Consider the following 24539-nt stretch of genomic DNA (forward strand, 5'->3'; position numbering starts at 1 on the left):
CCCATATTAAAACACATAGAATTTACTACACACCATTATGAAGGAGGTAATACCATGTCAGCAGATACCATTACACAAATCGTCATTTTAGTGTTCCCAGTGGTCAGTGGAATTGTCGCCGTAGCCGCAAAACATCTATTCACGAAACTGCCAGCCGCACAACGCGACACCGCCAAGGAGATCATCGGAGAGGTCGTCACTGCCGTTGAACAGACCGCTGCAGGGATGCCTGGAACCGATAAGAAAAAACAAGCCGAAGTGCTTATCTCGCAGCTACTCAAGGACGCGGGAGTCTCAGTCACTCCAACGACCTTAAATACCCTGCTTGAGGCAGCCGTTCACGCTTTGAAAATCGTTGATATCACTGAGTCTCCAACACCTGTCGCCGCCCAAATCAAATAGTTGTGACCAATACACAATGAGAACACAGAAGCTCCTACCTTCGCTTTGAAGGTAGGAGCTTTCAGCACTCCTCTTCCTCAACCCCTTTTCATAGGAAAAAGTTTAGATGACCCAGTGGCCAAGCAAGAACTGCGCCAACAGAAAGAAGAAGAGTCCACTGGAGAGAAAGACATAGCTGTAATGAAGCATCTGATTTTTTCCCAGAATAGCCAGCATAATAAAGACGGGGAAGACCTCCAGTATATATCGAGACAGAGCCTCCAATGGCATCTGGCCGGTCCCGATCACAGGATAGATCTGCGCGTAAATATAGACACTCAACCCATAGATCACATACACCATCTGGGAGCGTCGCAAACGCCACGGCCCAACCAGAAAGAGCATAAGTGCGACGAAGGCTATAACGTCAGGAATGAAATCCAACCAGGTACGGAGCGAGGCGAAACTTAACAAACCAGGGCTATGCTTAATCGTCTTAAGAGCCAGCAGCAGATTATAGCCGGGAACAGATAAAAAGCGACTCCAGTATTTTTGTGTATCCGAAAAAGCCAGCGGATCTCCGAAACGATGATAACAATACCATGCATAAAGCGCCAACGCGACAGGAATCAAGACGATAGCAAGGATATTGACACGTATTTCGCGCACCCGAAATTGACGCTGCCTGCAATATTCATACAGAAATGGCAGAATCAGTAGAATACTGGCGGAACGAGACAACATAGCCAAAAAGCCCACGATACCAGCCAGCCACCAGGATTGATGCCGTATCGCATAGAAAAAGAGCAGAGCCAGACACAGATATAAAGATTCGTTGTAGGCCGCAATCAAGAACAAAGCAGATGGAAATATAGAGATATAATACACAGCGCGGCGGGCTTGCTCTACCCCGAAATCCTCAGCCACCAGCTGGTACAGAACCACCAGCATCACCAGACCCGCGATGTTACTGATCAGCAGGCCAGAGATCAAAGCATTCCCATGAGTAAAAAACGTGCCAATCCGTATCAAGATAGGATAGAGAGGGAAAAATGCTGTACGGCGAAAGGAATAGCCATTATTCGCAATATAGATAAAGTGCATCGTATCCCATTGATTCCACTGCTGCCAGATAGTATTGATAGGAAAGTTCCGTGTCGAATAATCACCCACAGTAAAAAGCTTTACCAGACAACTGCACACCAGAGCTGACAGATGAATAGCCAGATAGACTGGCAGAATCGTTTTGGTCGCCCGCAGCCACACTTTCCAGGCGGCCTCCATTTCACGCTCTGTAGTATGCTCATCATCAACATTGGCAGGTGGAGATAATGAAACGGCTACCGGCATTTCATCAATTGGCGCAGCAGTAATTTTCTCGGTACTCATAATAAACCTCACTCTTAATTAGAAAATATTGATATTTATAGACATGTGCACGTATCAACACTTGATACAGACAGGCGAGAATGCGCTTACGAATCTATCGATACAAAAAAAGGTAAAAGTATGACTTTCCAAAGTGTACTTCTAGCGCAAGCAGGCTGAAAGATCGTTGAGGATCGTCAAGGGGTCGTTTTATTAAGATTACTAGATGATGAACGAAGGGAGAAGCATGGGTCAAGCTCAAAACGACCCTCTAACGATCCCTGCCGACCTATGAAAACAGAAGGCATCAATGTATGCTCTTTTTAGGTCTTTAGGAACTGTGAGCACTTTTTGTTCCATGAGTATCACACTTTTTTTATTTAGCTTTCCTACTATGGCAACTCTTTTCTTCGCGTAGGAATTTTATCTTCTTTCTACGGTTCATGAATTTTATGGAGAAATGTATTGAAAATTTCATACAAGCTTGCTCTTGTGCTATTAGCAAGCTTCATTATTCTTGCGGGTATTCTTGCCGCCGTCGTAAAATGGAAAATCCCCTCGACACAAGCGGCGAATCCAGCCTCCTGGAAGCAAATATGGGGAGACGAATTCAATGGTATATCAAATAGCCCGGTAGATAGTTCTCAGTGGAAATTTGATCTGGGGACTGGTTGGGGAAACAAGCAGCAAGAAGAGGATACCAACAGTACACGCAATATCTATCAAGATGGTACGGGCCACCTTGTAATTAAAGCTATTCATGATAATGGCTGGACCTCTGGACGCATTGAAACGACCAATGATAGTCTTGCCGCCCCGGTTGGCGGGGAGTTACAAGTGACTGCCTCTATTCAATTACCAGATGTGTCAGGGGCGGCTGCCCAGGGTTATTGGCCAGCATTCTGGATGGAGGGAGCAGATAAGCGCAGTGGAGAAACCTGGCCGAAGTTTGGTGAGATTGATGTGATGGAAAATACCAATGGCACCAACATGGAATATGGAACGCTGCACTGTGGGATTGCATCTGGTGGTCCCTGTCATGAAAAGGGTGGCATTGGCGGTCACACACCCTGCACTGTCTCAACCTGTCAGGCTGATTTTCACACCTATACGGTCATCGTTGATCGTAGTACCTCACCAGAGCAAATACACTGGTATCTCGACGGTAAAGAGTTCTGGCATGTGTCTTCGGATACATCTGGGATGGATGCAACGACGTGGAAGAAGGCCGTTGATCATAGCTTTTTCATCATTCTAAATGTAGCAATCGGTGGTTCCTGGCCAGGAAACGCCACATCATCAACGCAGTCAGGCGCGGCCATGAAAGTTGACTACGTGCGAGCCTATAGTACATCTGGCTCGGCTCCTCCTGAGCCATCAGCCACTCCCACATTGTCAGGAACGGCAACGCATGGAGACACTGCGACGGATTTTTGCCGCACCTTTTATCAGGTACCAACCAATAGCCTCCAAACGGGCTCTGCTGCCCAGTATAATGATTGTCAGATACTCATTCCCCAACTAAAGGGCTATCTGCAAGCATCGAAATTAACGTATGCATCTACGAGTACGTCTGAGGTGGAGCAACAAAAAAATTGGCCGACCACCAATCTGGTTGTTCTCACGCATCCAGCAGATCGAGGAACTGATATCAACAATCTGCCCGCAGGAGATATCAGACAGGTTGAAGATGCCCTCACAACATATTTTCAATCTCATCTTAGCACCGATCCCGCCCAAAAAGGGAGAGAGCAAAATGCAATCAATACGTGGAAGAGTAATCCTTTTTTGCAAGAGGCATTAGTCACGTATAGTGTTGATCTATCCACACAAAAAGCAACGTATGTGAATGCCGAAAAAAGCGATACGACAATTATGCTCATCGCTAATTTCTTGAAACAAGATGAGATGGAAGTTCGAGCGATCCAAACAGATCTTAAGCCAAGCGTCCAAAGTAAGACATATACTAAAGATGGTGCGAATTGCGATATCGTATCATCCACATCGACGCTGACGCAGGCGTATTACGGTTGTCTTGGCACAGGTACTCTGGTTGATATTCTCTATGCTGAACAGACAGCTAATGGTAAAAAACCATCGACAGCATATACTGATGCTGTCAATATAGTGGAAAATGAGTATAACAGCCAAATCAAAGCATATCTCCAGGCGCATCAAGCCAGCGACAGTGGACAAAAAGCGCAACAGGCATATAATACTATCACTGCCATCACAGATAAGAAGTTGCGAGATACCTATATTGATCACGTAATCACAGTGGTAATTACTTCTTCTTTATCCACCCTGAGGTCTGCCACGATAACACCATCAGATCAAGTCCCTGCGGGTGGGGGAGAGACATCTGGGCAAAGTAAAACACTGCCGCTGGCTCTGTTCAAGACACTTCCAACGGATACACATACCTGGTATAACGCAGCGAGTAACGATCCACCAGGATACGATAATTACAAGCATGCACATGGAACGGGAACTTATAAAAATCCCATTACCTTTGCTATCGCCCAGCATAGCCATACATTCAAGCAAGGAAATATCATCTATATCCCTGAATTGGAAAAGTACTTCTATGCAGAAGATACCTGTGCAGCCTGTCAGCAAGACCTGGATCGAGGCCATCAGGACCATATTGATCTTTGGACCGGTAATATCTCTAATAGTTGTGCGATCAATATCAAGGTCCCACCAACTATATATAGCAAAGCGACTGATCCTGAGCCGATTCATTACCTGATCGTCTCACCCAACAATGCTGCTGATCAAAACTACGCGGTTAATACGGCCGCATTTACGTGTAACTAAAGCCGTGTAAGGCTTGTCTCTCAAGCTTGCTTTGTCTGATGGATCGAGCGATATTGCAAGCTATCCAGGCGGGTAAGTATAGTACATGTGTGCTCATGCTCTTTTCCAAGCACGCGTTCGTAAATCGTCAACGCACGTTGAGAGAGATCAATCGCTTCTAGGATAGAGTCACGAGCTTGCTGAAATTCGGCAAAATCGGAGAGAATCGCGGCGGTCTCACAATCTTCAGCTCCCAATACCTCCTGGCAGAGTTGAAGTGCTCGCTGGTAGAGAGCATCCGCTTCTGCCTCTTTCCCCTGCCGGGCAGCCAGGCATGCGCATCTGTGGAGGCAATAAACCATCTGCGGATGCGCGTATTCTCCCCGTCGTTCATGGATACACTCGGCTCGCCGGGAAAGGCATTCCACTTCACTCCAATTTCCCTGAGCCGTGTAGATGCGAATCAAGCCAGAGAGTGGAGAGACCATATAGGGGTGATCTTGTCCTGGCCTCGCCAGTTGTTGCAGAATATGCAAGGCCCGCTGATAGTACACCTCGGCTTGTGCGTACTGTTCTTGTTGCAGGAAGAGGGATGCCAGATCGTTGAGCGGTTCAAAAAGATCGCGATGCTCCAGCCCCAGGTGCTGCTCACCAATACAGAGCGCTCGTCGATAGAGCGACTCGGCCTGAACATACCGTCCTTGCTTCTGATAGGTGTTGGCCAGTCCTTGGAGAGAATTGATCAGTGTGGGATTCTCGGGTCCTAACTGCTGCTCCTTAATATACTGTGCTCGCAGATGAAGCTCCTCAGCCTGGGTATACTGCTCCTGCTTGAAGGAGAGATTGGCGAGATTAGAGAGGACCATAGCTACGTGAGGATGTTCTGGTCCCAGCTGTTGTTCCCAGATGCGCAATACACGATGATAGAGTTGCTCCGCCTCTGCATACTTCTCTTGTTCAAAATAGAGGTTTGCCAGGCTATTGAGTGGATAACCTATATAGGCGTGCTCTGGCTCCAACTGTTGTTCTCGGAAATATAACACGCGTTGCAAGAGCAACTCGGCTTCTCTATACTTCCCTTGCAAGCGATAGAGGATTGCCAGCCGGAGCAACAAAAGCGCGAACTGACCATTTTCTTGTTCCCCACTTTGTTCATAGATCACATTTGCCCGCAGATAGAGCGACTCGGCCTCTATATACCTCCCTTGCGCCTTGCAGAGTTCTCCAAGATTGGATAGGACCGAAACGATATGAGCATTGTCCTGCTCCTCTTGCTGTTCCCAGAAATGCAGAGCCTCCTGGTAGAGAGGCTCTGCCAGGCTATATGATGTCCGCTCATGCAGGTATATTCCTATCCGCTCAAGGAGTTCTGCTGCCTCCGGAAACTGAAGATGGTACTTGTGGACCAGCATCGTACACATCTGGGCCTGTTCCAAATAGCGCAGGCACTGCGACCACCCGGTATCTCGTGGATTACCCGGAAATACTTGGTTGACTGCCCGCACGATCCGCTCAGCCCACTGGCATTGCTCTCCTGGTTTCATGCTCTCCATCTGCACCGCCTGCACCAGCCGATGGATGCTCAACTGGCGATCCTTCGTCAAACGCTTCACCAGAGAAAATTGTAATAAGACTTCTAACAGCTGATTAAAGGCGAGGCGATCAGACACAGCCTTTTGCAACAGGGGAGGCCAGCACGATGCGCCTGCTGTGAGCAACTCTTCTGGGATATGATCGGGAGAGAGATAGGCGCAGAGCCGTAACAACTCGGCGGCGGCTGGATGGCACTGTTGAATTTGCTGAAACGAAAGGGACCAGGTCGTCGCCACTGATTCAGGATGCCCGACGATCTGTTCGCCTCGACGTTCTAGCAACGCGAGACGATGTTCCTGGTAAAGCTGAAGATACTCATGCACACTGCATCCTGTCTCTTCTATGTATGCTCCAGCCTGATCGAGCGCCAGGGGCAGTTGCCCAAGTGTCTGAGCCAGGGCGCGAGCATCCTCCGCCTCATGCGTGGACACGTAGTCAGAGCCTTGCCCCCTTTGCAACAAAAAGCGCGTTCCTTCATGCGCATCCATGACCCCGACTTCGATGGCAGAAGCAAACGAGCCCACCGCTCGCACCCGCGTGGTCAGGAGAATACTTCCGTTGCAACATCTGGGAAGATAGGGCTGGAGCACGGAAAGATCATCCACATTGTCAAAAATGAGCAACCAGGGGTGGATAGATTGCTCAAGCCAGTGAATCACTGCAGCCACTTGTTTGTGCTGATCAGTTTCTTCACGGGAAGGTAAATCTGGTAAATACTCAGCCAGTGCAGCAAAGCTCATCAAGATAGCTTCTTCGGTGGCTGCGGAGATCCAGAAAGTCGAATGATAGCGTTTTTGCGCGAACGAGCGGTAGGCATATTCAACCGCAATCTGTGTCTTGCCGATGCCGCCCAGCCCGGTGAGGGCTTGTATCTGGCGCTGGCGACTTACCTGGTCCATCTCTGCAGGCTGGAGCCATTGCTCCAGAAGCAACAAGAGATCGTGGCGTCCGGTGAAATGGGGATTGCGGATGTAGGGAACGGTCCAGATCCCAACCTGCTCGGCGAGATCATTCTGTGGTTCCACAGCTTCCTGCTCAAGCTTAACTTCAAAGCCAAGCTCCTGAGCACTGAGGTCAAAAAGCTCACAGAGCTTGACACGGTAATACATACTGGGCTGCTGGGTCCCTCGTTCCCAGCGTTTGATTGTGGTTGTAGTCGTCCCTAATTGATCAGCGAGGTCGGCCATGCGCCAATTGTGCAAGATACGGTGTCGTCGCAACGCTTCATTTCGTGGCATATCTATTCCTGGTAGTAACATCGTAGTGAAAGCAGCAGAGTGTAATGATCTGCCGCTATACTACATCTTTGAGGAGTAAAAGGCAATAGCCGTGAAACGAAGGGTCGCTTTAGAAACGGGATATCCCAAAATCTCATTAAATGGATTTATTTACGGAAGGTATAGAATCGTTTTTGAAGGTCTCAATGATCCTTTTCATATACTTTAACATTTATTACTTAATTTTCAATATAATCCGCTCATTTAGCGTGATAATCTGTAATAAGCATATTATTAGTGTCAAAGGATAAACGTCCTTTAACACTAATAATATTACACAAAGATCATGCTATTCTAGAATCAAAGATACTCATCTAATTCTAAAATAATGCCTTCGATCCCGGTAAAGTAGCACAGCTTTTTTTGATTGCTATATGTCTGTATATCGCTAAAAAATGAGATCCCCATACCTTTTAGTTCAGCCACCGTGCTTTCTATATCGCTTACTTCAAAAGAGATATGCCGAATGCCTAACTGATTAGACGCCCCAGCAGGACTACCCGATGACCCTTCCGGGTGATTGAATTTCAATAGATCAATGTGAGTTTGTGTGTGAGGAAGCTGAATGGCCAGATATTCTGCATCGACAGACGGCAATTGTAGTAAATCATCGATCCATTGCCCTTGCAGTGGTCCTCCGCTAACAACCGTAAAGCCGACTGCCAGAAAAAAATTTCTGGCAGCTTCTAAATCTTGCACAACAATCCCTACATGATCAATCAATTTAAACATTGGAACGCTCCATCCTTCGGCAAATGAGTTTAAGCCAGTACTGCGATATCGACGGAAGGGCGTAGCGTCGCACACACACTGAGGACTTCGTGGATATCGTTCTGCAAAAAGTTTTCGATGATCTCGTGGTCGGCAGGGATATTGTGATCTAATGCCGTGAATGCAAGCTGGGTCAATATGTAGTCGAAACGTGGAGCCCACTTGCGTGTACCTAAGCGAGCGGTGGTCGAGCAGTTATCGACCATATGGGAGACGCCTTTATGATGCATATACGGATTCAATGAGTCGACCGCCTCTATGATCGATTCATTGGCAATTTCAGAGTAGGGATGTCCCTTCTCCTTTAGGAGGTCAACCTGGGCCATGATGGCTGCAATATAGATACCAGCAGTGGTAGGATCAATGGGAATACGCTTGTCATCGCGCTGAGCACGGACAATCTTACCAACCTGCCACATTTCAGTTCCATCAATCTTTCCCATGGGATAACGTTTGTGACGAGTAACGGCGTCGATCACACTGCGAATCTCATTACCGGATAAGATCTCATCATAGATTTCCAGTAAAATCTCAAAGACTGGATGGTATGCAGCTGAGTATGCTTTCTGAAAGGCCTCTTTGCCTTGTGCATCCAACTGCTCATAGACAGCGACCATACCGTGCTTTGAGATAAGAGAGCTGATTGGCCCGGTGAGCGATTCTGTCGACCGGATGAATGCTTGTTCCTTTGACACGCCATGCTGAAGAAACCAGCGATTGGTGCTCTCGACGATGCCGTAGATAGCGCCTAACAGAATACCTCGTTCTCCAAAGAGATCAGAGCGATATTCCGACTCAAGCGTCGTAAAGAAGGTGAATGGAGATCCTAATGCAACGGCCCAGCCCAATGCATAATCGAGCGCATGACCGTCAACATCCTGTTCGACCGCGACACTGGAATTAATACCGGCTCCATTGACTTCACGTCCCTGCTCGTACAAACGCCGTACCGAAGGACCCATTCCCTTGGGGCAGACGCCAATGACGTTGATATGCTCGGGGAACGTGGCTCCGACGTTTTTGAGGTGACCCACAAGGAAGCCATGTGAGAGACCTAGTGTGGCACCTGGCTTGAGGGACGCAAAGATGTGCTGGTAATTTTCTGTTTGTGCAGCATCAGAAATGAGCAAGAGAACCATATCGGCAGCGGCGATCACCGCATACATCTCACCCAGTGTCCCATTCTCGCGTGTAAAGCCAGCTTGCTCGGCGCGAGCAAAAGAGCTGGAACCTTCACGCAGGCCAACCACGACCTTGATATCTGTTCCCTGCAATGAGTCCCGTATATTTTGTGCCTGAGCCGGCCCTTGCGATGACCACCCAATGATTGCGATCTGCTTAATTTCCTTAAATGCCTTGGGAAGCAATGGGAAAAGATGCCGACCACCACGCAAAATATACTCTTCACTCTGCGCTAACTGAATCTTTTCAAGTTGGAATACGCTTGAATTATATGTTATAGCCATTCGGTGAACTACTTTCTTCTCAGTTTTTTGTATGATAATCGCTTGCTTTTACAATAGGTCGAGCCATATGCAAAAGAAGAGTTCTATAATCTACAGTAAGTATACTCTTTCATTATGACCAATAGAAAAATCGTATTGAGTCGTTTTAGAATCATCTAAGTAAGACTCCTGTTTTTCTTGCGGCCAGTTTACGATCATCTTACTGCCCATCTCATAGGCAAGTAAAAATTAGACATGAACAAGTGAGATCAACAGCAGTGGCAGAACCTTCTTCGATCTCCTAATCACTGAAACGGCTACCCTCAGGTTGGGGCTCAGGTGATCTCTGTTCCAATCGTTGCCTATTGTTACTGTTTTGTTGTGCAGCTTCTCGCTCTTGCTGCCTCGCTCGCAAGGCATCTATCTTTGCGAAATCCCTCTTAGTTGTATCAGTCTGTATCTCATGAAATGCTTTTAATTTCGCTTGAATTTGCAGAGGCGATAGGTCGTCCCCTTCCAATCGGCTCAGTGTCGCAGCACGGTGCTCCTCCAGCCTCTGGCGATTAAACTCTTCTCCATAAATCTTTCCAGATCCTCCTGCTTGTCTGGCAGGATCGTAACTATCCGGAATAAAAGCAGAACGACGTTCGCTCTTCATCCGGCGGTTAAGCTGGTCTCTCTGAATCGCCTCAGATCCTCTTGCTGGCGCTGCTTGTTTGGCGGAATCGTAATAAAAGGGGTCCGAACTGGAGTTTGAGCCGCGCTGGCTCTGACTATCTCTGTCGCCCCGAAGTTCTGGACGACGGAGAACATCAGAAGGGCCACCTGCCGATCGCTGAGCCTGGGAAGAGGCTGGAACATCATTGCTAGTAGTGCGTTCAATTTTTTTCATAAAGTCTCTTTTCTATCATAGAACGATTTTCATTTATTTAACGCTTATAAGCCTAAATAAGTGAGTAGATCGTCTTATATTGCCTCACGCCAATCACAGGCAATTGTTTTCTCAGTATGCCCGGAAGCTTTCTCTTCCAATCGAACCTCGCACATTGACCAAATGCGAATCCTTTAGATAGATTAATGATATCGTCGACGGTTCATGTTAGATAGATCATCAGGGGTCGTTTCAAGGTCGTTTGAAATGACGATTAAAATTCCATCGCTTACTTGCCACTCTTCTGTCGTCTTCAGCGCTCCCAATGGCGTCAATTGCAGAGAAAATGGCGCCAATTGCTAGTGACGCCTGGGATGTGGTGCTCTATGATGTCGCTAGATGTTTTTCTGCAAGAACGAAGCACAAGGAGGCCACAATAATGACGACAACCATTGCCCTCGTCACGGGGGGCTCATCCGGTATCGGTGAAGCAACTGCCCTGGCTCTCGCCCAAACAGGGTATATAGTGTACGCTGGCGCACGACGAGTTGAGAGGATGCAACATCTTAAAGAGCATGGGATTCGACCACTCGTGTTGGATGTTACCAATGAGGAATCCGTGCAATCTGCCGTTTCTCAGATCGTGGCAGAGCAAGGCCGCATCGACATTCTGGTCAACAACGCTGGTTATGGTTCTTACGGAGCACTGGAAGATGTACCTCTGTCTGAAGCCCGCTCTCAATTCGAGGTGAATGTCTTTGGCGCATCCAGGCTCACCCAACTCGTCCTGCCTCAGATGCGTCAGCAGCGTGCGGGCACCATTGTCAATATCACCTCCATGGGTGGCAAGATCTACACACCACTTGGCTCCTGGTATCATGCCACCAAATTTGCCCTCGAAGCGATCAGCGACTGCCTGCGTATGGAACTCAAGCCCTTCAATATCAATGTCGTGGTGATCGAACCCGGCATCATTCAAACCGCGTGGGGGCGCATCGCTGCGGAAAAGCTCCGTGCTGTCTCCAACGCCAGTCCTTACGCTTTACAAGGCAACGCCGTGGCCACATCACTCGGTTCCGAAACTGGTCAACGTCGCTCATCGCCGCCCAAACTGATCGCTACAACCATTGTCAAGGCTGTTACCGCACGGCACCCCAGAACCCGCTACGCTGTCGGATATGGTGCCAAACCTATCATCTTTCTGCACAATGTCCTACCCAACCGCTGGTTCGATGCCTTCATCCTCCGAGCCAGTGGCGTGCCGTCATAATCGACTGGCCTATCTCCACCGCTCTCCATGTCCTCGGCGGTTATGTTACACTACCTTCAAGGAGGAAACGATGAAGCAGGCTACCCGTTTTAGTGTACAGCCAAGCTGGAAAGTGATGATCACGGATCTAGGTGCCAGCCCTACGCTTGTTCTGAAGCTTGCGCGGCTGCCCGCCGACCTGTTTGCCCGCAAGGATTCCTCTTTGAGTTCGGCTGACTACTTCCGCCTCTGGCACGGCCTGGAGCAAGCAGTGGGAATTGATGTGTTGCCCCTGAAAATCGGCCAGCACCTTTCTGTGGAAGCGTTTGATCCGCCGATCTTTGCGAGCCTCTGTAGCGCAGACCTAAACACCGCACTCCAGCGGCTCTCGCAGTTCAAACAGTTGATTGGTCCCTTGACCCTTCATGTCGAGATCACGGCGCATCAGACAAATGCCGTGCTCGACTGTGCAGGAAATACCAAACTGATTCCTCGCAGTCTGGCAGCGGCAGAACTGATACTTTTCACACAACTGGCACGATTGGGAACGCGTAAGCACATTGTGCCATTGCAGGCAGAGTTGATACAATTGCCTGATGAGCCAGGAGCGTATCAGGAGTTCTTCGGTGTGCCGCTCTCGCAAGGTTCGACCAATCGCCTGACCTTTTCCGCTCATGATGCCGCTTATCCGTTTCTGACCGAGAATGTCGCTATATGGGGCTTCTTCGAGGCTGGATTCTCAAAGAAACTGTCTGACCTGGATATCCAGGCCAGCATGCAAGAGCGGGTCAGAAGTGCGCTCTCAGAAATGCTGCCAGCAGGTCGCAGTTCGATAGAGGAGGCCGCTAACCGTCTGGGCATGAGCAAGCGGTCCCTGCAACGTAGGCTCGCGAAGGAGTCATTCAATTACCAGGAGGTCTTAAATGCCACTAGACGAGAACTGGCATATTCCTACCTGTTGCGCTCTTCTATCTCGCTTGCTGAAATTGCCTATTTACTCGGTTTCCAGGATAGTAACTCATTTCTCCGGGCATTTCGGAGCTGGACGGGTCAAACTCCGGGGGAGTACCGTACGACCTACCTGACAGACCTGCATCCGTCACGAGAAAGGAGCCTTTTCTAGCTTGTTGTCCAGACTCACGTGGCTGCATCTGGGGCTTTTTAAGGAGCATAGGACTGCATTGAGAACAGCGATCACGAGATTCAACGAAGAGAGTAATGGACATGTTTGTTTATCTGGAGCTGAATTGCAAATAAAACGCTGATCTGGTACAGTGAGGGAAAAAGCGATTCCTTATAAAAATCCTGATAAAAATCCTGGCTTGATATATATGCCTATTGATTGGGAGGTGGTATGCCACGGAATGAAGCGTTGCGACGACACCGTATCTTGCGTAATTGGCGCATGGCCGATCTCGCTGATAAGCTTGACACAACGATAACCACAGTCAAACGCTGGGAACGAGGTAGCCAGCAGCCCAGTATGTATTACCGCATCAAGCTCTGTGAACTCTTTGGGCTCGAAGCTGACGAGCTTGGCTTTGACATGGAGGAAGTACCTTCCCCCCAACAAAGTGAGCATGGAGAAAATGTGACCTTGCTCTCTGATAAGCGCTCTGAGGATACACTCCTCTGGACAGTACCTTATATCCGTAATCCTCATTTTACTGGACGTGCTGACATATTGATGCGGCTTGAACAGGCGTTATCGGTCAACCAATCAGGGAACGCGTTTTCCTTTGCCTCGACACACGCCTGGGCATTGACAGGACTGGGAGGTATTGGTAAAACGCAGATCGCGATTGAATATGCATATCGGGCTTCTGTTCAGGGCCGCTATCAGTCAATTATCTGGATAACGGCGGCCAACGAAGAAGCACTTCTCTCAGAATTCTCGGTGCTTGCCGAGCGCTTACCCGCCTTTCGAGAGCGGAAACAGACAGATCAGCACAGTCTTGCCACGGCTATTATCCGCTGGCTTGAGCAGTCTGAACGGCCCTGGCTGCTGGTCTTTGACAATATCGATGACCTTTCTTTTCTTGTCCCCTATCTTCCGCATCATGGGAATGGACATGTTCTCCTCACCACCCGATCCACAGCAGTAGGCTCTCTGGCCACCTCCATCAGAGTTGATACGATGGAGGTCGAGGAATGCGTCGATTTCCTGCTACGACGAGCACAGCGCCAGAGTTCCGAGCGCGATCGCCGGGAGGCCAGCGCATTGGTTCAAATGCTTGGACAGTTTCCTCTGGCACTTGATCAAGCGGGAGCCTATCTTGAGGAGACAGGGTGTCAGATACAGGAATATCTTCATCTCTATCAGCAGGATCAGTATACGTTGCTGGCGCGCCGAGGCATACAGGCGACTGACTATCCCGAGTCGGTGATGACCACCTGGTCACTCTCCTTTCAGCGTATTGAACAGATGAATCCTGCGGCCGCTGATGTCTTACGTTTGTGTGCTTTGCTTGCCCCTGATCATATCCCTCTGGAACTGCTCAGCGAAGGCGCAGATCAGTGGCCCCCAGCGCTCCATGATGCCGTCGTTAACCCCATTCATTTGAATCACATTTTAGAAGACCTCTTGCGTTTTTCGCTCGTAAAGCGATTGCCGCACGAGCAGATGCTCAGTATTCATCGCCTCGTACAGTTGGTACAAGCGCTGCGTATGTCCCCTCAGGAGCAGCAGCAATGGGCAGAACAGATGATCCGTGCGGTGCAGATAATCTTGCCCGAGGGTAACGGCAGTGACGCCACTACCTGGTCACAGTGCCAGCGTTACCTGGAGCAAGCACTGGCGTGCGAGAAACAGATACAGCAGCATCATTTTTTGTTTGCTGAGGCGGCCGATGTCCTCGAATGGGCCGGGAGTTATCTAAGGGAACGAGCCTCCTATCTTCTGGCCGAGCCCCTGCTTCTGCAAGCCTTATCCATTCGAGAACTCATGGGAGTGAACAAGCCAGCGCCACTCATAAAAAACTTGAATAATCTGGCTGAGCTTTACCACAAGCAGGGTAAGTATGGCGACGCGGAATCGCTGTACCTGCGAGCTGTAGATATCTGGGAGCAGAGCCTTGATCCTGACCATTCACAAGTGGCGGAAGCACTTTATGGATTGGCAAACCTGTACAGAGAGCTCGGCAGATATGGGGAAGCCGAACCTCTCTATCAGCAAACCTTACGCATCTGGGAACAGATCCTGGGTCCTGATCATCCACAAGTGGCAGCCCCACTCAATGGATTGGCAAACACCTATCGAGAGCTCGGCAAGTATGGTGACGCTGAACCTCTCTACCTGCGGGCCGTACACATCTGGGAGCAGAGCCTCGGTCCTGACCATCCCCAGGTGGCAACTCCACTCACCAATCTGGCGACTCTGTACGCTCAACAGGGCAAGTATGGTGACGCCGAACCTCTCTTCCAGCGAGCGTTGCAGATCAGGAAGCAGAGCCTCGGTCCTGACCATCCCCAGGTGGTATATCCGCTCAGTGGATTAGCAAATATCTATTTTGAGCAGGGCAAGTATAGAAACGCCGAACCTCTCTACCTGCAGGCCATACGCATCTGGGAGCAGAGCCTTGGCCCTGACCATCCCCAGATAGCATATCCACTCACCAACCTGGCAAACCTCTATCAAGGACTGGGCAAGTATAGAAACGCTGAACCTCTCTATCTGCGAGCCATACGCATCTGGGAGCAGAGCCTCGGCCCTGACCATCAACAGGTCACACTTCCACTCACCAATCTGGCAGACCTGTACAGAGAGCTGGGTAAGTATGACGACGCCGAACCTCTTTACCTGCGCGTATTGCGAATCAGGGAGCAGAGCCTCGGCCCTGACCATCCAGATGTAGCCTATCCGCTCCATGGATTGGCAGACCTGTACAGAGAGCTTGGCAAGTATGGCGACGCCGAACCTCTTTACCTGCGAGCACTGCTCATCTGGGAGCAAAGCCTGGGTTCCGAGCATCCACAAGTGGCGCATCCACTTCATGGATTGGCAAACCTGTACAAAGAGCTTGGCAAGTATGACGACGCGGGATCTCTCTTCCAACGAGCCCTGCTGCTTCGAGAACAAGGATTGGGAGCGACGCATCCTGATACAGCAGAGACGCTGCGTGATCTTGCCACGTTTCAGGAGCAACAGGGAAACCACCAGAAAGCGCTTGAGCTCTATCACCAGGCCCTTACCATCTATGAACAGGTGCTTGGACCAGACCATCCCAGGACCAAAGCAACTCGCCTGCAGCTCACTCCTTTATTGCCATCGTTACCTCCAGAGGCTCCTGCTCCACTCCAGAGCGACACCTTGTAGGAATAGAGTCGTAGTGATCTCCAGATAGGGTACTTCTCATCCTTCGCTCTTGACACGTTGCTCCTCTTCCCTCAACGGCAACTGTAGGCATCTTCTTCAACACAATTATATTTTTCTCCTAAAAGTTAATATGATAAGGGGACATCGCCATCTCTGATAATTGGTATGTGATTTGCTTAATGACAGAATAGGGACTTTTTTCTACTAAACTTGACCTATATTGATATAATAACAATAATTCCATCTATACATTACAGAAAAGTGGAATTCAATATATAACTACTTTAATTGACGGTTAGACAAAACAGAACAAAAGATCCCCAGACTTGTAAAGCGGTCTGATCAAGTAAAGTTTCCTACAAGCTAAATTGATCTATGCCTACAAAGAATGGGAATTTGGAGCAATAAATGCCAAGGAACAGAGAACATACCGGAACAAACGATAATCAGCATGTGGAGCACGGATATGGCACAAGCCGAGATAATAACATCTTACGACAAACGGCAGGAAGACACCAGGGCGGATTTAGCGAAGAGGATTTGAACTTCACCCCTTCACCTTCGGACCGAGGTGTCCTTCCAGGTTATACAGATATGGGAATAAACCCTCCAAGTTTTGAATCCCCCTCACGGTTCGGAGCTATACCTATTCAAGGAAGAGGAGACTCTCACCAAACAAGTTATTACGATTCCCCCCCACGTGCCGAGGAGAGAGGAGAATCACTCTCAAGCTTGAGAAGAGAAGCTGCTGATCTCAAAGCTATCCGCAACAATCTAAGAGAAACTAAAACCAAGTTGGACAGAGATCAGGCAAAGTATACCAAGGACAGTAGTTATTATCCCCAGAGATTAGAGACACTGACAAGTTATAGAACCCGGCTTGATGAGATTCAAAACACTGTTGCAGGGCATGTTGCAGATCGTAATAGTGCCTTGCGACAGCTCCAGACTGCCACTGGTACTGAGCGAGCTGAACATCGCGAAAATGCACGGGAATCCCAGCGTCAGATAGACGTAGATTGTCATAGGGATCTTATGCGTCTGCGCGATGATTGGCGTGCATCTGATCCTGAGAAAAAGTATGCAAAGGTAAATACTTTAAATCGCAGATACGATACACAGACACTTCTGGAGAATTTTGAGCCTGCATTAGCAAGAGAGTATAGGAACGTGGACCAGAAAGTTCATGACGAAACAAACGGCCTGACAGCTCGTCACAAAGATTTATCAGACAGAAGAAATGCATACGATGCACAAAATAATGATTATTTGGCCAGACGTGATGCTCTAGAACCAAAAGTGCAAGATTTCCCCTCAGGTGCTATCGGTTCTTTTTAAAACCTGATAGAGAGCATTTATGCCGGGTTATGCTAGAGCCACTGTTTAGCAATCGTGATCACGATTCACAGTCCCCCCGAGCTATCATGTAACAACGGGAGATGCTCCAGTCGATTTTCACTTAATCAAGAGGGAAGGAACATATAAAATTGAGCCTTCCCTTTTCTCACGGAGCTCCTTTTCAAGCCTCTGCACAAATATAGACATAATTTCAACCACTCCACCTCTGATCCTTTCTTAAAAGATTTCTTCCATGACAAGGCATTGCATTAAAGCACTTTAAGGTTTTAGACTACTAGTATGAATACAAATTTAGTTAATACCTTTAAGAGGAGTCACCATGGTAGAAGTGCCGACAGTCACGTTATCCAACGGGAATACAATGCCCGCTTTAGGTTTTGGTGTCTTTCAAATGAGTGCCGAGGAGGCCACATACAGCGTTGCTACCGCATTAGAGACAGGCTACCGTTCAATCGATACGGCAGCTTCATATCAAAATGAAGAAGCGGTAGGCCGTGGTATTAAACAAAGTGGCGTGCCCAGGGATGAGATTTTTGTCACGAGTAAGCTTTGGATTGCTGATGCTTCCTACGAGGGAGCTAAAAAAGCTTATCAAACGTCACTGGATAAACTGGATCTGGCATATCTCGACCTGTATCTTTTGCACCAGCCATTCGGAGATATCTTTGGCGCGTGGAAGGCTTTAGTTGAACTCTACGAAGCTGGCAAAGTGAAAGCAATTGGTGTATCAAACTTCAGTAGTGCTAAGCTAGCCAATTTTGTGCTTACCAATCGTAAAGTGCTCGGAATTGACACCGCTCCAATGGTCAATCAAATTGAAACACATCCGTTTAATCAGGAGGTCGAAACGAGAAAGATCATGGTAGAATACGGTATAGCTCACGAAGGCTGGGCACCATTCGCAGAGGGCTATCACGATATATTCACTAATGAGACTTTAGGGAAAATCGCTCAAGGTTACGGAAAGAGTATCGGCCAGGTAGTGCTGCGTTGGCATATTCAACAAGGTATTGTGGCTATTCCCAAATCTGTGCGTAAAGAACGCATCGCAGAGAACTTTGACATTTTTGATTTTGCGCTGTCTGAAGAAGACATGAGTAAAATTGCCAGCCTTGATACGAATACGCACCTTGTTAATCACGAAGATCCCGATTTCGTAAAAAGGTTATTCAGCCGCCTGGGCTAAATCCAAAAAAGTAGACGAGGATGAGCATTGAGATGAATAAGACGAAAACCTATACCATCAAAGAAGCTGCGCAAATTTCTGGACTTCCTGAAAGTACGCTCAGGTACTATGAAACTATCGGCTTGATTGATCCTATACAGCGAGATAGTAGCAGCAAATATCGTGTGTATAGCGAGGATGATGTAAACCTCGTGGTTGCCGTCGCTTGTCTCAATGCTACCGGCTTGTCTATCGAAGATATGCGTACGTATTTGAAGAATCGAGAGCTTGGAGCCAAAGGTGCTCGTGAGCAAATTGAGTTGTTGAAAGGACAAGAGCAACACCTTGCGAAAGAAGTCCACTATATGCAACTCAGGCTCAAATATGTGAAAAGCAAAATAGAATATTGGGAGGCTGTTGACAGTGGTGATGATCGGCAAGTTGAGGCTATAGGAAGAACCACCACAGCGATTGCCCACGCATTAAAACTACCGAAATATATATCGACCGATCAAGAAGGTGATCAAGCATAAAGGCAATACAAATACCATGCACGACTGCTGGTATGCACAGCTTCAGCATCCAGAAATGAAAGGAATCACACAATGAGGAAGTATTCTGGGCCAGTCGAGGGCAGCCTTAAAGTGTGGCGTCCATGGCAGTTCAAGCAGCTTGAATTTTTCCAGGGTGTTGCCTTCTCTACTCCCTGCCAACAACATTTTACGCCAGAGTATACCATCATCTCGATACAGTCAGGGACCGTAGACTTAAAATATCGCAAGGCCTATATAAGCGGTCAAGTAGTCAATGGCATGTTCCTCGTCATCGAACCCGGAGAAACCTGGATCTGCCAGCCAAAAGGTGTTGTCTTCCACCACCTCTCGATTGATCCCGACTGGTTACAACAAAACGTGACAGAGTTCTTCCAACAAGATACATATTTGCTCCACTTTCCCGACCAGATTCTCTTTGATCCAGTCTTAAGTCAGGCATTATGTGACCTCGCCGTTCAGTCGCTTGCTCCTACTTCTCATCTGCAACAAGACGGAATACTTCTGCACTTGCTTACGCGACTACTACTTCCCTACACTCAGGATATCAGCAGAGCTCAGGAAACAATTTGGCAACATCCTGCTATCGAATGTGCAAAAGAATATTTGCACGTTCACTATGCAGAGGAGATTGCACTCCAAGATTTGGCGAAGGTGACTCACCTGAGTCCATTTTATCTCGCCCGAACGTTTCGCCAGGTTGTTGGTCTGCCTCCTCACGCTTATCAAACGCAACTTCGCTTGGCACACGCCAAGGCACTACTGGCGCAAGGATGTACCGTTGGTTATGCGGCTAACGAAACTGGCTTTTTTGATCAATCCCACTTCGCTCAGCAATTTAAACGCCACTTTTTAATAACACCCAAAAGTTACCGCAACACAGCAAGATGTTCCTAGTTTGTCTCCCGGCTATGAACTATTATACCTGCGTCAAGACCAAAGCAAAGACGAAAGGCTCCAATGACTAATACTCTTCATCAGATACGAGCCAACGTCGTTTTATCGTAACATCACCAAAGCGAGGTAAAAACATGTCTCTCGATACTTCCAGCCTGCTTATTCGGGCTGCTGAAGGCGATTCCATTTTTCTAGCTAGCGGCGAATTTTTGACGTGGAAAGCTACAGGAGAAACCACCAATGGCAAGTATGATCAGGTAGAGTTGGTAACATTACCCCGCTCCGGACCACCAGAGCACACGCATACCCAGGATGAATTATTCTATTTTCTGGCAGGTGACTATAAGATGAAGCTGGACGATCACGTATTTACAGTTTCTGCCGGGGATTTCGTACGCGTCCCAGCCGGAGTATCACATGCCTGGCGCTGTATCGGAAAAAATGCCGGGAAGATTCTACTTACTTATATTCCAGGGGGCTTGCGTGGATTTTTTGAAGAGATCCGCCCCCTCTACCTGGCACCGGAATTAGACTTACCCGCTGCGATGGCCATCGCGGAAAAGTATGGTATGGTGGTAACTGGCCCACCGCTCACTGACGAATTTTAATAAAAATATCTCCAATCAGTTGCTAATAAGTATTCAGGACAACAAGTTATTCTAGATACCTTGCTCATCCGAATGCTTATTGGCTCCTTAACTCATGGCCAGCTCCTCGGATCAAGAGCTTGAAACTATTGCCGATTTCTTAACACGCTTTACCAAACAAGGTGCATAATCTAAACTGTTTCATTCTGGAATTGACACCTCTGTTGGGAAAGAGACCCGGGTGAGTTGTTCAGACACGCGCCAGAGTCGTTCAGCGTCGGACAAGACTGTTGCCTGTGGAGGAATCTTCGCCAATGTCGGAAAACCACGCACTTCGTTCATCTTGTCCGGTCCGTAATAGGCACCAGCCTCCGCCTGGGGCGAAGTTGCAGCAAAAAGCGTTGGGAGCGCGCCCTGCGATGCGGGTTGGAACAGGAACCACAGAAACGTCCGCATCATGCTAGCAGCACTGCGACGACCTGGAGCATTGTGCAACAGATCTGTGCGCGAAATCCCGGGGTGTGCGGCAATGCTGGTGATGCCCCACTGACCCGCATCGCTGCGTCGCTGGAGCTCAAAGGCGAATATCAGGCACGCAAGCTTCGACTGACCATAGGCCTGCATTGGGGTATAGCCCCGCATCGCCTGCAAATCATCAAAGTTTATCCTGCCTGCATGATTGGCAATACTCGACAGCGTGACCACGCGTGCATTCTTCCCCTCGTGTAACAACGGCAGAAGTTCTGCCGTGAGGGCAAAATGACCGAGATAGTTGACGCCGAACTGCAACTCGAAGCCATCCGAGGTTTCCTGCCGCTTTGGCGGCGTCATAACGGCGGCGTTGTTGATAAGCAAGTCAAGACGGTCTCTTTGCTTCCGCATCCGCGCTCCGAAATCCTTTACAGACGTGAGGCTGGCAAGATCGACCTGTTCAAATGAGACAGCCGCAGACGGCACGTTGGCGCGGATTCTCGCAACCGCTTCCGCCCCCTTTTCAGGGTTGCGGCCCGCAATGATGACTTCGCCACCAGCCCGCGCTAAGGACAAGGCATCCTCGAATCCAAGCCCCCCGGTGCCGGTAATGACAGCAGAACGGCCATTCTGAGAAGGCATGTCGGAGATTGTCCAGTTAGTCATGAGCGTATCCTTTCGTGGAAAGCTGTTTTGTGGCATAAGATGCACATAAGGCAAAGACGCCTTGCACCCTGCGTTTCTAAAGAGTATATCCATTTTCTTTAACGATTAGTTGGGCCAGAGGTGATCTCACCGACCGCCTCCACTTGCACGTCATCGCTTTGTTGGATCGCTTTCCAGAACACACACTTGTGCTCCAGATAGCATAGATGCATTATGCATTACCTGGAGCGCTCTAGGTCAAGGGGGTATGGTCTGTTTTAAAAAGTGGTCAAGAAATTCTTTGTAACGTGAGTTATGGAATGGCCTTAGAGGCTTGCCGCCAATGGAAGTTATTTGAAAGTCCATCAATGGAGAAATGCTTCTCAAGCCATCTTAAAAAGATGTGGGTAAGAATCAGAGCTATGGCTGTGAGTACTTCACCTTCCACGTACAGTATCAATCGCTTCGGCATATAAATCAGGAAAACTCTTTTTTCTATCACCTCGAACCCATACGTTCCTTGCCGCGTCCAGGCATGCAATCGCGCACGCAACGATTGCAGTAGCTTTGATATCAGGTAGTGAGCCAGTATAACCCATTCTTTCCTGGATAATTGGCACAAGCACCCGTTGCCATTCGGCATGTTTTTGTGCATGTCTTGCGTGAAGTGAAGGGGTTTCAAGTACGAGTTTCGCGATTGCGAAAGCTCGTTCATCAGAATATTTCGAGGAAGGTAACGATGCAGATGCACGCTCAAGAGCAATCCAGGGATCCTCCTCTATGGGTCGAGCGATAAGCGCCTCAGCCAGTATTCGCCCCTGGTTTTCTATATCACCAAGGACGAGATCTTCTTTCGTGCCAAAATATCTGAAGAATGATCGCTTTGAGATGCCCGCGGCTGTTGTTATCTGTTCAATAGTCGTGTTATCAAAACCATTTTCCAGGAACATGTCTAACGCCACGTCAATAACTTGAGCGTGTATGATAGCGCGAGTCTTACTCCATAAATTCTCAACGGTCTCTGTTTTATTCATGTTAGCATTATACACCAGAGTGTACACTTGACACAGAGTGCCAATAAGGCGTATGATGCCAGAAGAAATCATGATTGGAGAAGCAATGACCGACTACATTACGACACAAATACATACTGGCATAATTAGAGGACGAAGAATCAATGATATTGATACATATCTCGGCGTACCATATGCGGCACCGCCTGTGGGGAGATTACGCTATGCGGCACCAGAACCAGCGCCAGCATGGTCTGGTATACGCGATGCTCTTGAGCCAGGACCATCTGCACCCCAAAAAGGCGTGGAGAGATTCTTTGGACTCGATATGATTGCGATTACAGGTTCAGAGTGGCGGAGAGGCGATGACTACCTGACACTAAACATATGGACTCCATCGGCTGCCAAAACTCTTCCTGTGATGGTATACATTCATGGCGGTGGCCTCATGCTTGGTACGAAAGATGCTCCTGCATACGACGGAAGAAACTTTGCACGAGATGGTGTCATTTCCGTCAATATCAACTATCGGCTTGGGATAGATGGCTTCCTCGCTATTCCAGGGGCACCAACAAATTTAGGACTGCGCGATATGCTGGCTGCGCTGGCATGGGTAAAAGAGAACATCACAGCGTTTGGTGGAGATCCTGATAATGTCACCGTCTTCGGAGAATCTGGTGGCGGCATTGCTGTTGCATGCCTCCTATCGAGTCCTCTATCCAGAGGCTTGTTCGCAAAAGCAATTGTTCAGAGTGGTCATGGATCAGCTGTATACCCACTTGAGATTGCCCATCGAGTAACAAAAAAAGTAGCCGAGATCCTCAACATACCTGCCGACATTGACGGCTTTCGATCCGTCGACATTGAGAAAACCGTTGCCGCTTTTGGACGTGTCGCACGTCCTGGAGTTGTAAACCTCAAAGACGAAAATGGCTTCGACCCATCCTTTGGGATTGGGGTGATCAATCCAATCATTGGAGATGATGTTCTCCCCAGGCACCCACTCCTGGCACTGCGTGCGGATGCCGCCAAAGATGTACCGTTGATCATCGGCACCACGAAGGATGAAACCAACTCCTGGTTTGCGCCAAACAGATTGATATTACTCCCAACAATTATCATTCGCCCGCTTCTTCGACGTATGATTTCTCATTCTAACGAACTCATACAAGCATACACAAAGGAGAGACGATCACGAGGTGGTGAAACGTTCACCCGTATCCTGACCGATCTCTCGTTCCGCTGGCCAGCACGTCAATACGCGGAAGCGCATCAGGGACAGACGTACGTGTATGAGTTTGACTGGCATTCGCCAGCGAGCGGTGGTCGGCTAGGTGCCGCACACGGCATGGACATTGCGTTTGTATTTGATAACCTCAAAACGATAACCGGTTCGCACGGCCTTGCAGGAAATAATCCACCGCAAAAACTCGCGGACGAGATGCATCGCGTCTGGCGAGAGTTTGCAAGTACAGGGTTGACGCCCTGGCCCACCTTTAAAGCAAACGAACGAAACGTCCACCTTTTTGGGAGTAATATCACGATCCAGGAAAAGCCTCTTCCAGCGGCGGCTTTTTATCCAGATCCTGAGTAGTGCATTTCATCACTGCCGATGAGCACAATCCAAAACTATCCCTGGAAACTACTTCTACCCGCTCGTGTGCGCGCAAAAAGTGGCAAAGGGCAGCCGAATTTTCCTTTATCAAAACCGCATTAAAGAGAGCACTCAAAATCCATTGACTGAATTCAGTCAATGGGCTATACTCATATCTATACTCACAC

At 48.5% G+C, this 24539-nt stretch carries 18 protein-coding genes; 11 read left to right on the forward strand and 7 right to left on the reverse strand.

The window, feature by feature from the left end; translation table 11 throughout:
* Nucleotides 1–54: 54 nt before the first annotated feature.
* The gene (locus AC27N8_RS02415) at nucleotides 55–402 is read left to right on the forward strand and encodes a phage holin, LLH family (protein ID WP_487063585.1); all 348 of its coding nucleotides are present in this window, start codon (nucleotides 55–57) and stop codon (nucleotides 400–402) included.
* A 102-nt stretch (nucleotides 403–504) separates the two neighbouring features.
* Here AC27N8_RS02415 and AC27N8_RS02420 read toward each other — a convergent pair whose 3' ends face one another.
* Complete coding sequence (locus AC27N8_RS02420) at nucleotides 505–1770, reverse strand: glycosyltransferase family 39 protein (RefSeq protein WP_487063587.1); 1266 nt, start codon at nucleotides 1768–1770, stop codon at nucleotides 505–507.
* Between the two features lie 444 nt (nucleotides 1771–2214).
* Here AC27N8_RS02420 and AC27N8_RS02425 point away from each other — a divergent pair, with 444 nt between their 5' ends.
* Nucleotides 2215–4569 (forward strand): glycoside hydrolase family 16 protein, encoded by a 2355-nt coding sequence (locus tag AC27N8_RS02425; RefSeq protein ID WP_487063589.1) that lies wholly within the window; start codon nucleotides 2215–2217, stop codon nucleotides 4567–4569.
* A gap of 20 nt (nucleotides 4570–4589) precedes the next feature.
* On the opposite strand, the gene fxsT is transcribed toward AC27N8_RS02425, so the two are convergent.
* From fxsT to AC27N8_RS02445, 4 genes are all read right to left on the reverse strand, one after another.
* Entirely contained in the window at nucleotides 4590–7379 is a 2790-nt protein-coding gene (gene fxsT, locus AC27N8_RS02430; protein WP_487063591.1) for an FxSxx-COOH system tetratricopeptide repeat protein, read from the reverse strand.
* A 339-nt stretch (nucleotides 7380–7718) separates the two neighbouring features.
* The gene (locus tag AC27N8_RS02435; protein WP_487063593.1) at nucleotides 7719–8150 is read right to left on the reverse strand and encodes a VOC family protein; all 432 of its coding nucleotides are present in this window, start codon (nucleotides 8148–8150) and stop codon (nucleotides 7719–7721) included.
* A gap of 29 nt (nucleotides 8151–8179) precedes the next feature.
* Nucleotides 8180–9655 (reverse strand): ketol-acid reductoisomerase, encoded by a 1476-nt coding sequence (locus tag AC27N8_RS02440; RefSeq protein ID WP_487063595.1) that lies wholly within the window; start codon nucleotides 9653–9655, stop codon nucleotides 8180–8182.
* Nucleotides 9656–9935: 280 nt separating this feature from the next.
* Nucleotides 9936–10526 (reverse strand): hypothetical protein, encoded by a 591-nt coding sequence (locus tag AC27N8_RS02445; protein ID WP_487063597.1) that lies wholly within the window; start codon nucleotides 10524–10526, stop codon nucleotides 9936–9938.
* Between the two features lie 418 nt (nucleotides 10527–10944).
* On the opposite strand from AC27N8_RS02445, the gene AC27N8_RS02450 reads away from it, so the two are divergent.
* The 8 genes from AC27N8_RS02450 to AC27N8_RS02485 all read left to right on the forward strand — a co-directional run bounded on the left by AC27N8_RS02450 (nucleotide 10945) and on the right by AC27N8_RS02485 (nucleotide 20649).
* Complete coding sequence (locus AC27N8_RS02450; RefSeq protein WP_487063599.1) at nucleotides 10945–11775, forward strand: oxidoreductase; 831 nt, start codon at nucleotides 10945–10947, stop codon at nucleotides 11773–11775.
* 70 nt (nucleotides 11776–11845) lie between these two features.
* Nucleotides 11846–12877: an AraC family transcriptional regulator ligand-binding domain-containing protein gene (locus AC27N8_RS02455; protein ID WP_487063601.1), complete on the forward strand. Its 1032-nt coding sequence runs from the start codon at nucleotides 11846–11848 to the stop codon at nucleotides 12875–12877.
* A gap of 231 nt (nucleotides 12878–13108) precedes the next feature.
* Nucleotides 13109–16069, forward strand: coding sequence for a tetratricopeptide repeat protein (locus AC27N8_RS02460; RefSeq protein ID WP_487063603.1), 2961 nt, complete (start codon nucleotides 13109–13111; stop codon nucleotides 16067–16069).
* 408 nt (nucleotides 16070–16477) lie between these two features.
* The gene (locus AC27N8_RS02465; protein ID WP_487063605.1) at nucleotides 16478–17407 is read left to right on the forward strand and encodes a hypothetical protein; all 930 of its coding nucleotides are present in this window, start codon (nucleotides 16478–16480) and stop codon (nucleotides 17405–17407) included.
* Between the two features lie 340 nt (nucleotides 17408–17747).
* Nucleotides 17748–18614, forward strand: a complete 867-nt coding sequence (locus AC27N8_RS02470) for an aldo/keto reductase (RefSeq protein ID WP_487063607.1) — start codon at nucleotides 17748–17750, stop codon at nucleotides 18612–18614.
* A gap of 20 nt (nucleotides 18615–18634) precedes the next feature.
* A complete protein-coding gene (locus AC27N8_RS02475; protein WP_487063609.1) occupies nucleotides 18635–19126 on the forward strand; it encodes a MerR family transcriptional regulator in 492 nt (163 codons plus the stop codon).
* Between the two features lie 72 nt (nucleotides 19127–19198).
* Entirely contained in the window at nucleotides 19199–20041 is an 843-nt protein-coding gene (locus AC27N8_RS02480; protein WP_487063611.1) for a helix-turn-helix transcriptional regulator, read from the forward strand.
* 134 nt (nucleotides 20042–20175) lie between these two features.
* Entirely contained in the window at nucleotides 20176–20649 is a 474-nt protein-coding gene (locus AC27N8_RS02485) for a cupin domain-containing protein (protein WP_487063613.1), read from the forward strand.
* Nucleotides 20650–20829: 180 nt separating this feature from the next.
* Here the strand turns inward: AC27N8_RS02485 and AC27N8_RS02490 are convergent, their stop codons facing one another.
* Together AC27N8_RS02490 and AC27N8_RS02495 are read right to left on the reverse strand one after the other, a co-directional pair.
* Nucleotides 20830–21765, reverse strand: a complete 936-nt coding sequence (locus AC27N8_RS02490) for an SDR family oxidoreductase (RefSeq protein ID WP_487063615.1) — start codon at nucleotides 21763–21765, stop codon at nucleotides 20830–20832.
* Between the two features lie 416 nt (nucleotides 21766–22181).
* Nucleotides 22182–22778 (reverse strand): TetR family transcriptional regulator, encoded by a 597-nt coding sequence (locus AC27N8_RS02495; protein ID WP_487063617.1) that lies wholly within the window; start codon nucleotides 22776–22778, stop codon nucleotides 22182–22184.
* Between the two features lie 52 nt (nucleotides 22779–22830).
* On the opposite strand from AC27N8_RS02495, the gene AC27N8_RS02500 reads away from it, so the two are divergent.
* A complete protein-coding gene (locus tag AC27N8_RS02500) occupies nucleotides 22831–24351 on the forward strand; it encodes a carboxylesterase/lipase family protein (protein ID WP_487063619.1) in 1521 nt (506 codons plus the stop codon).
* Nucleotides 24352–24539: the final 188 nt, after the last annotated feature.

It is taken from the genome of Dictyobacter sp. Z7_2, from assembly GCF_057551105.1.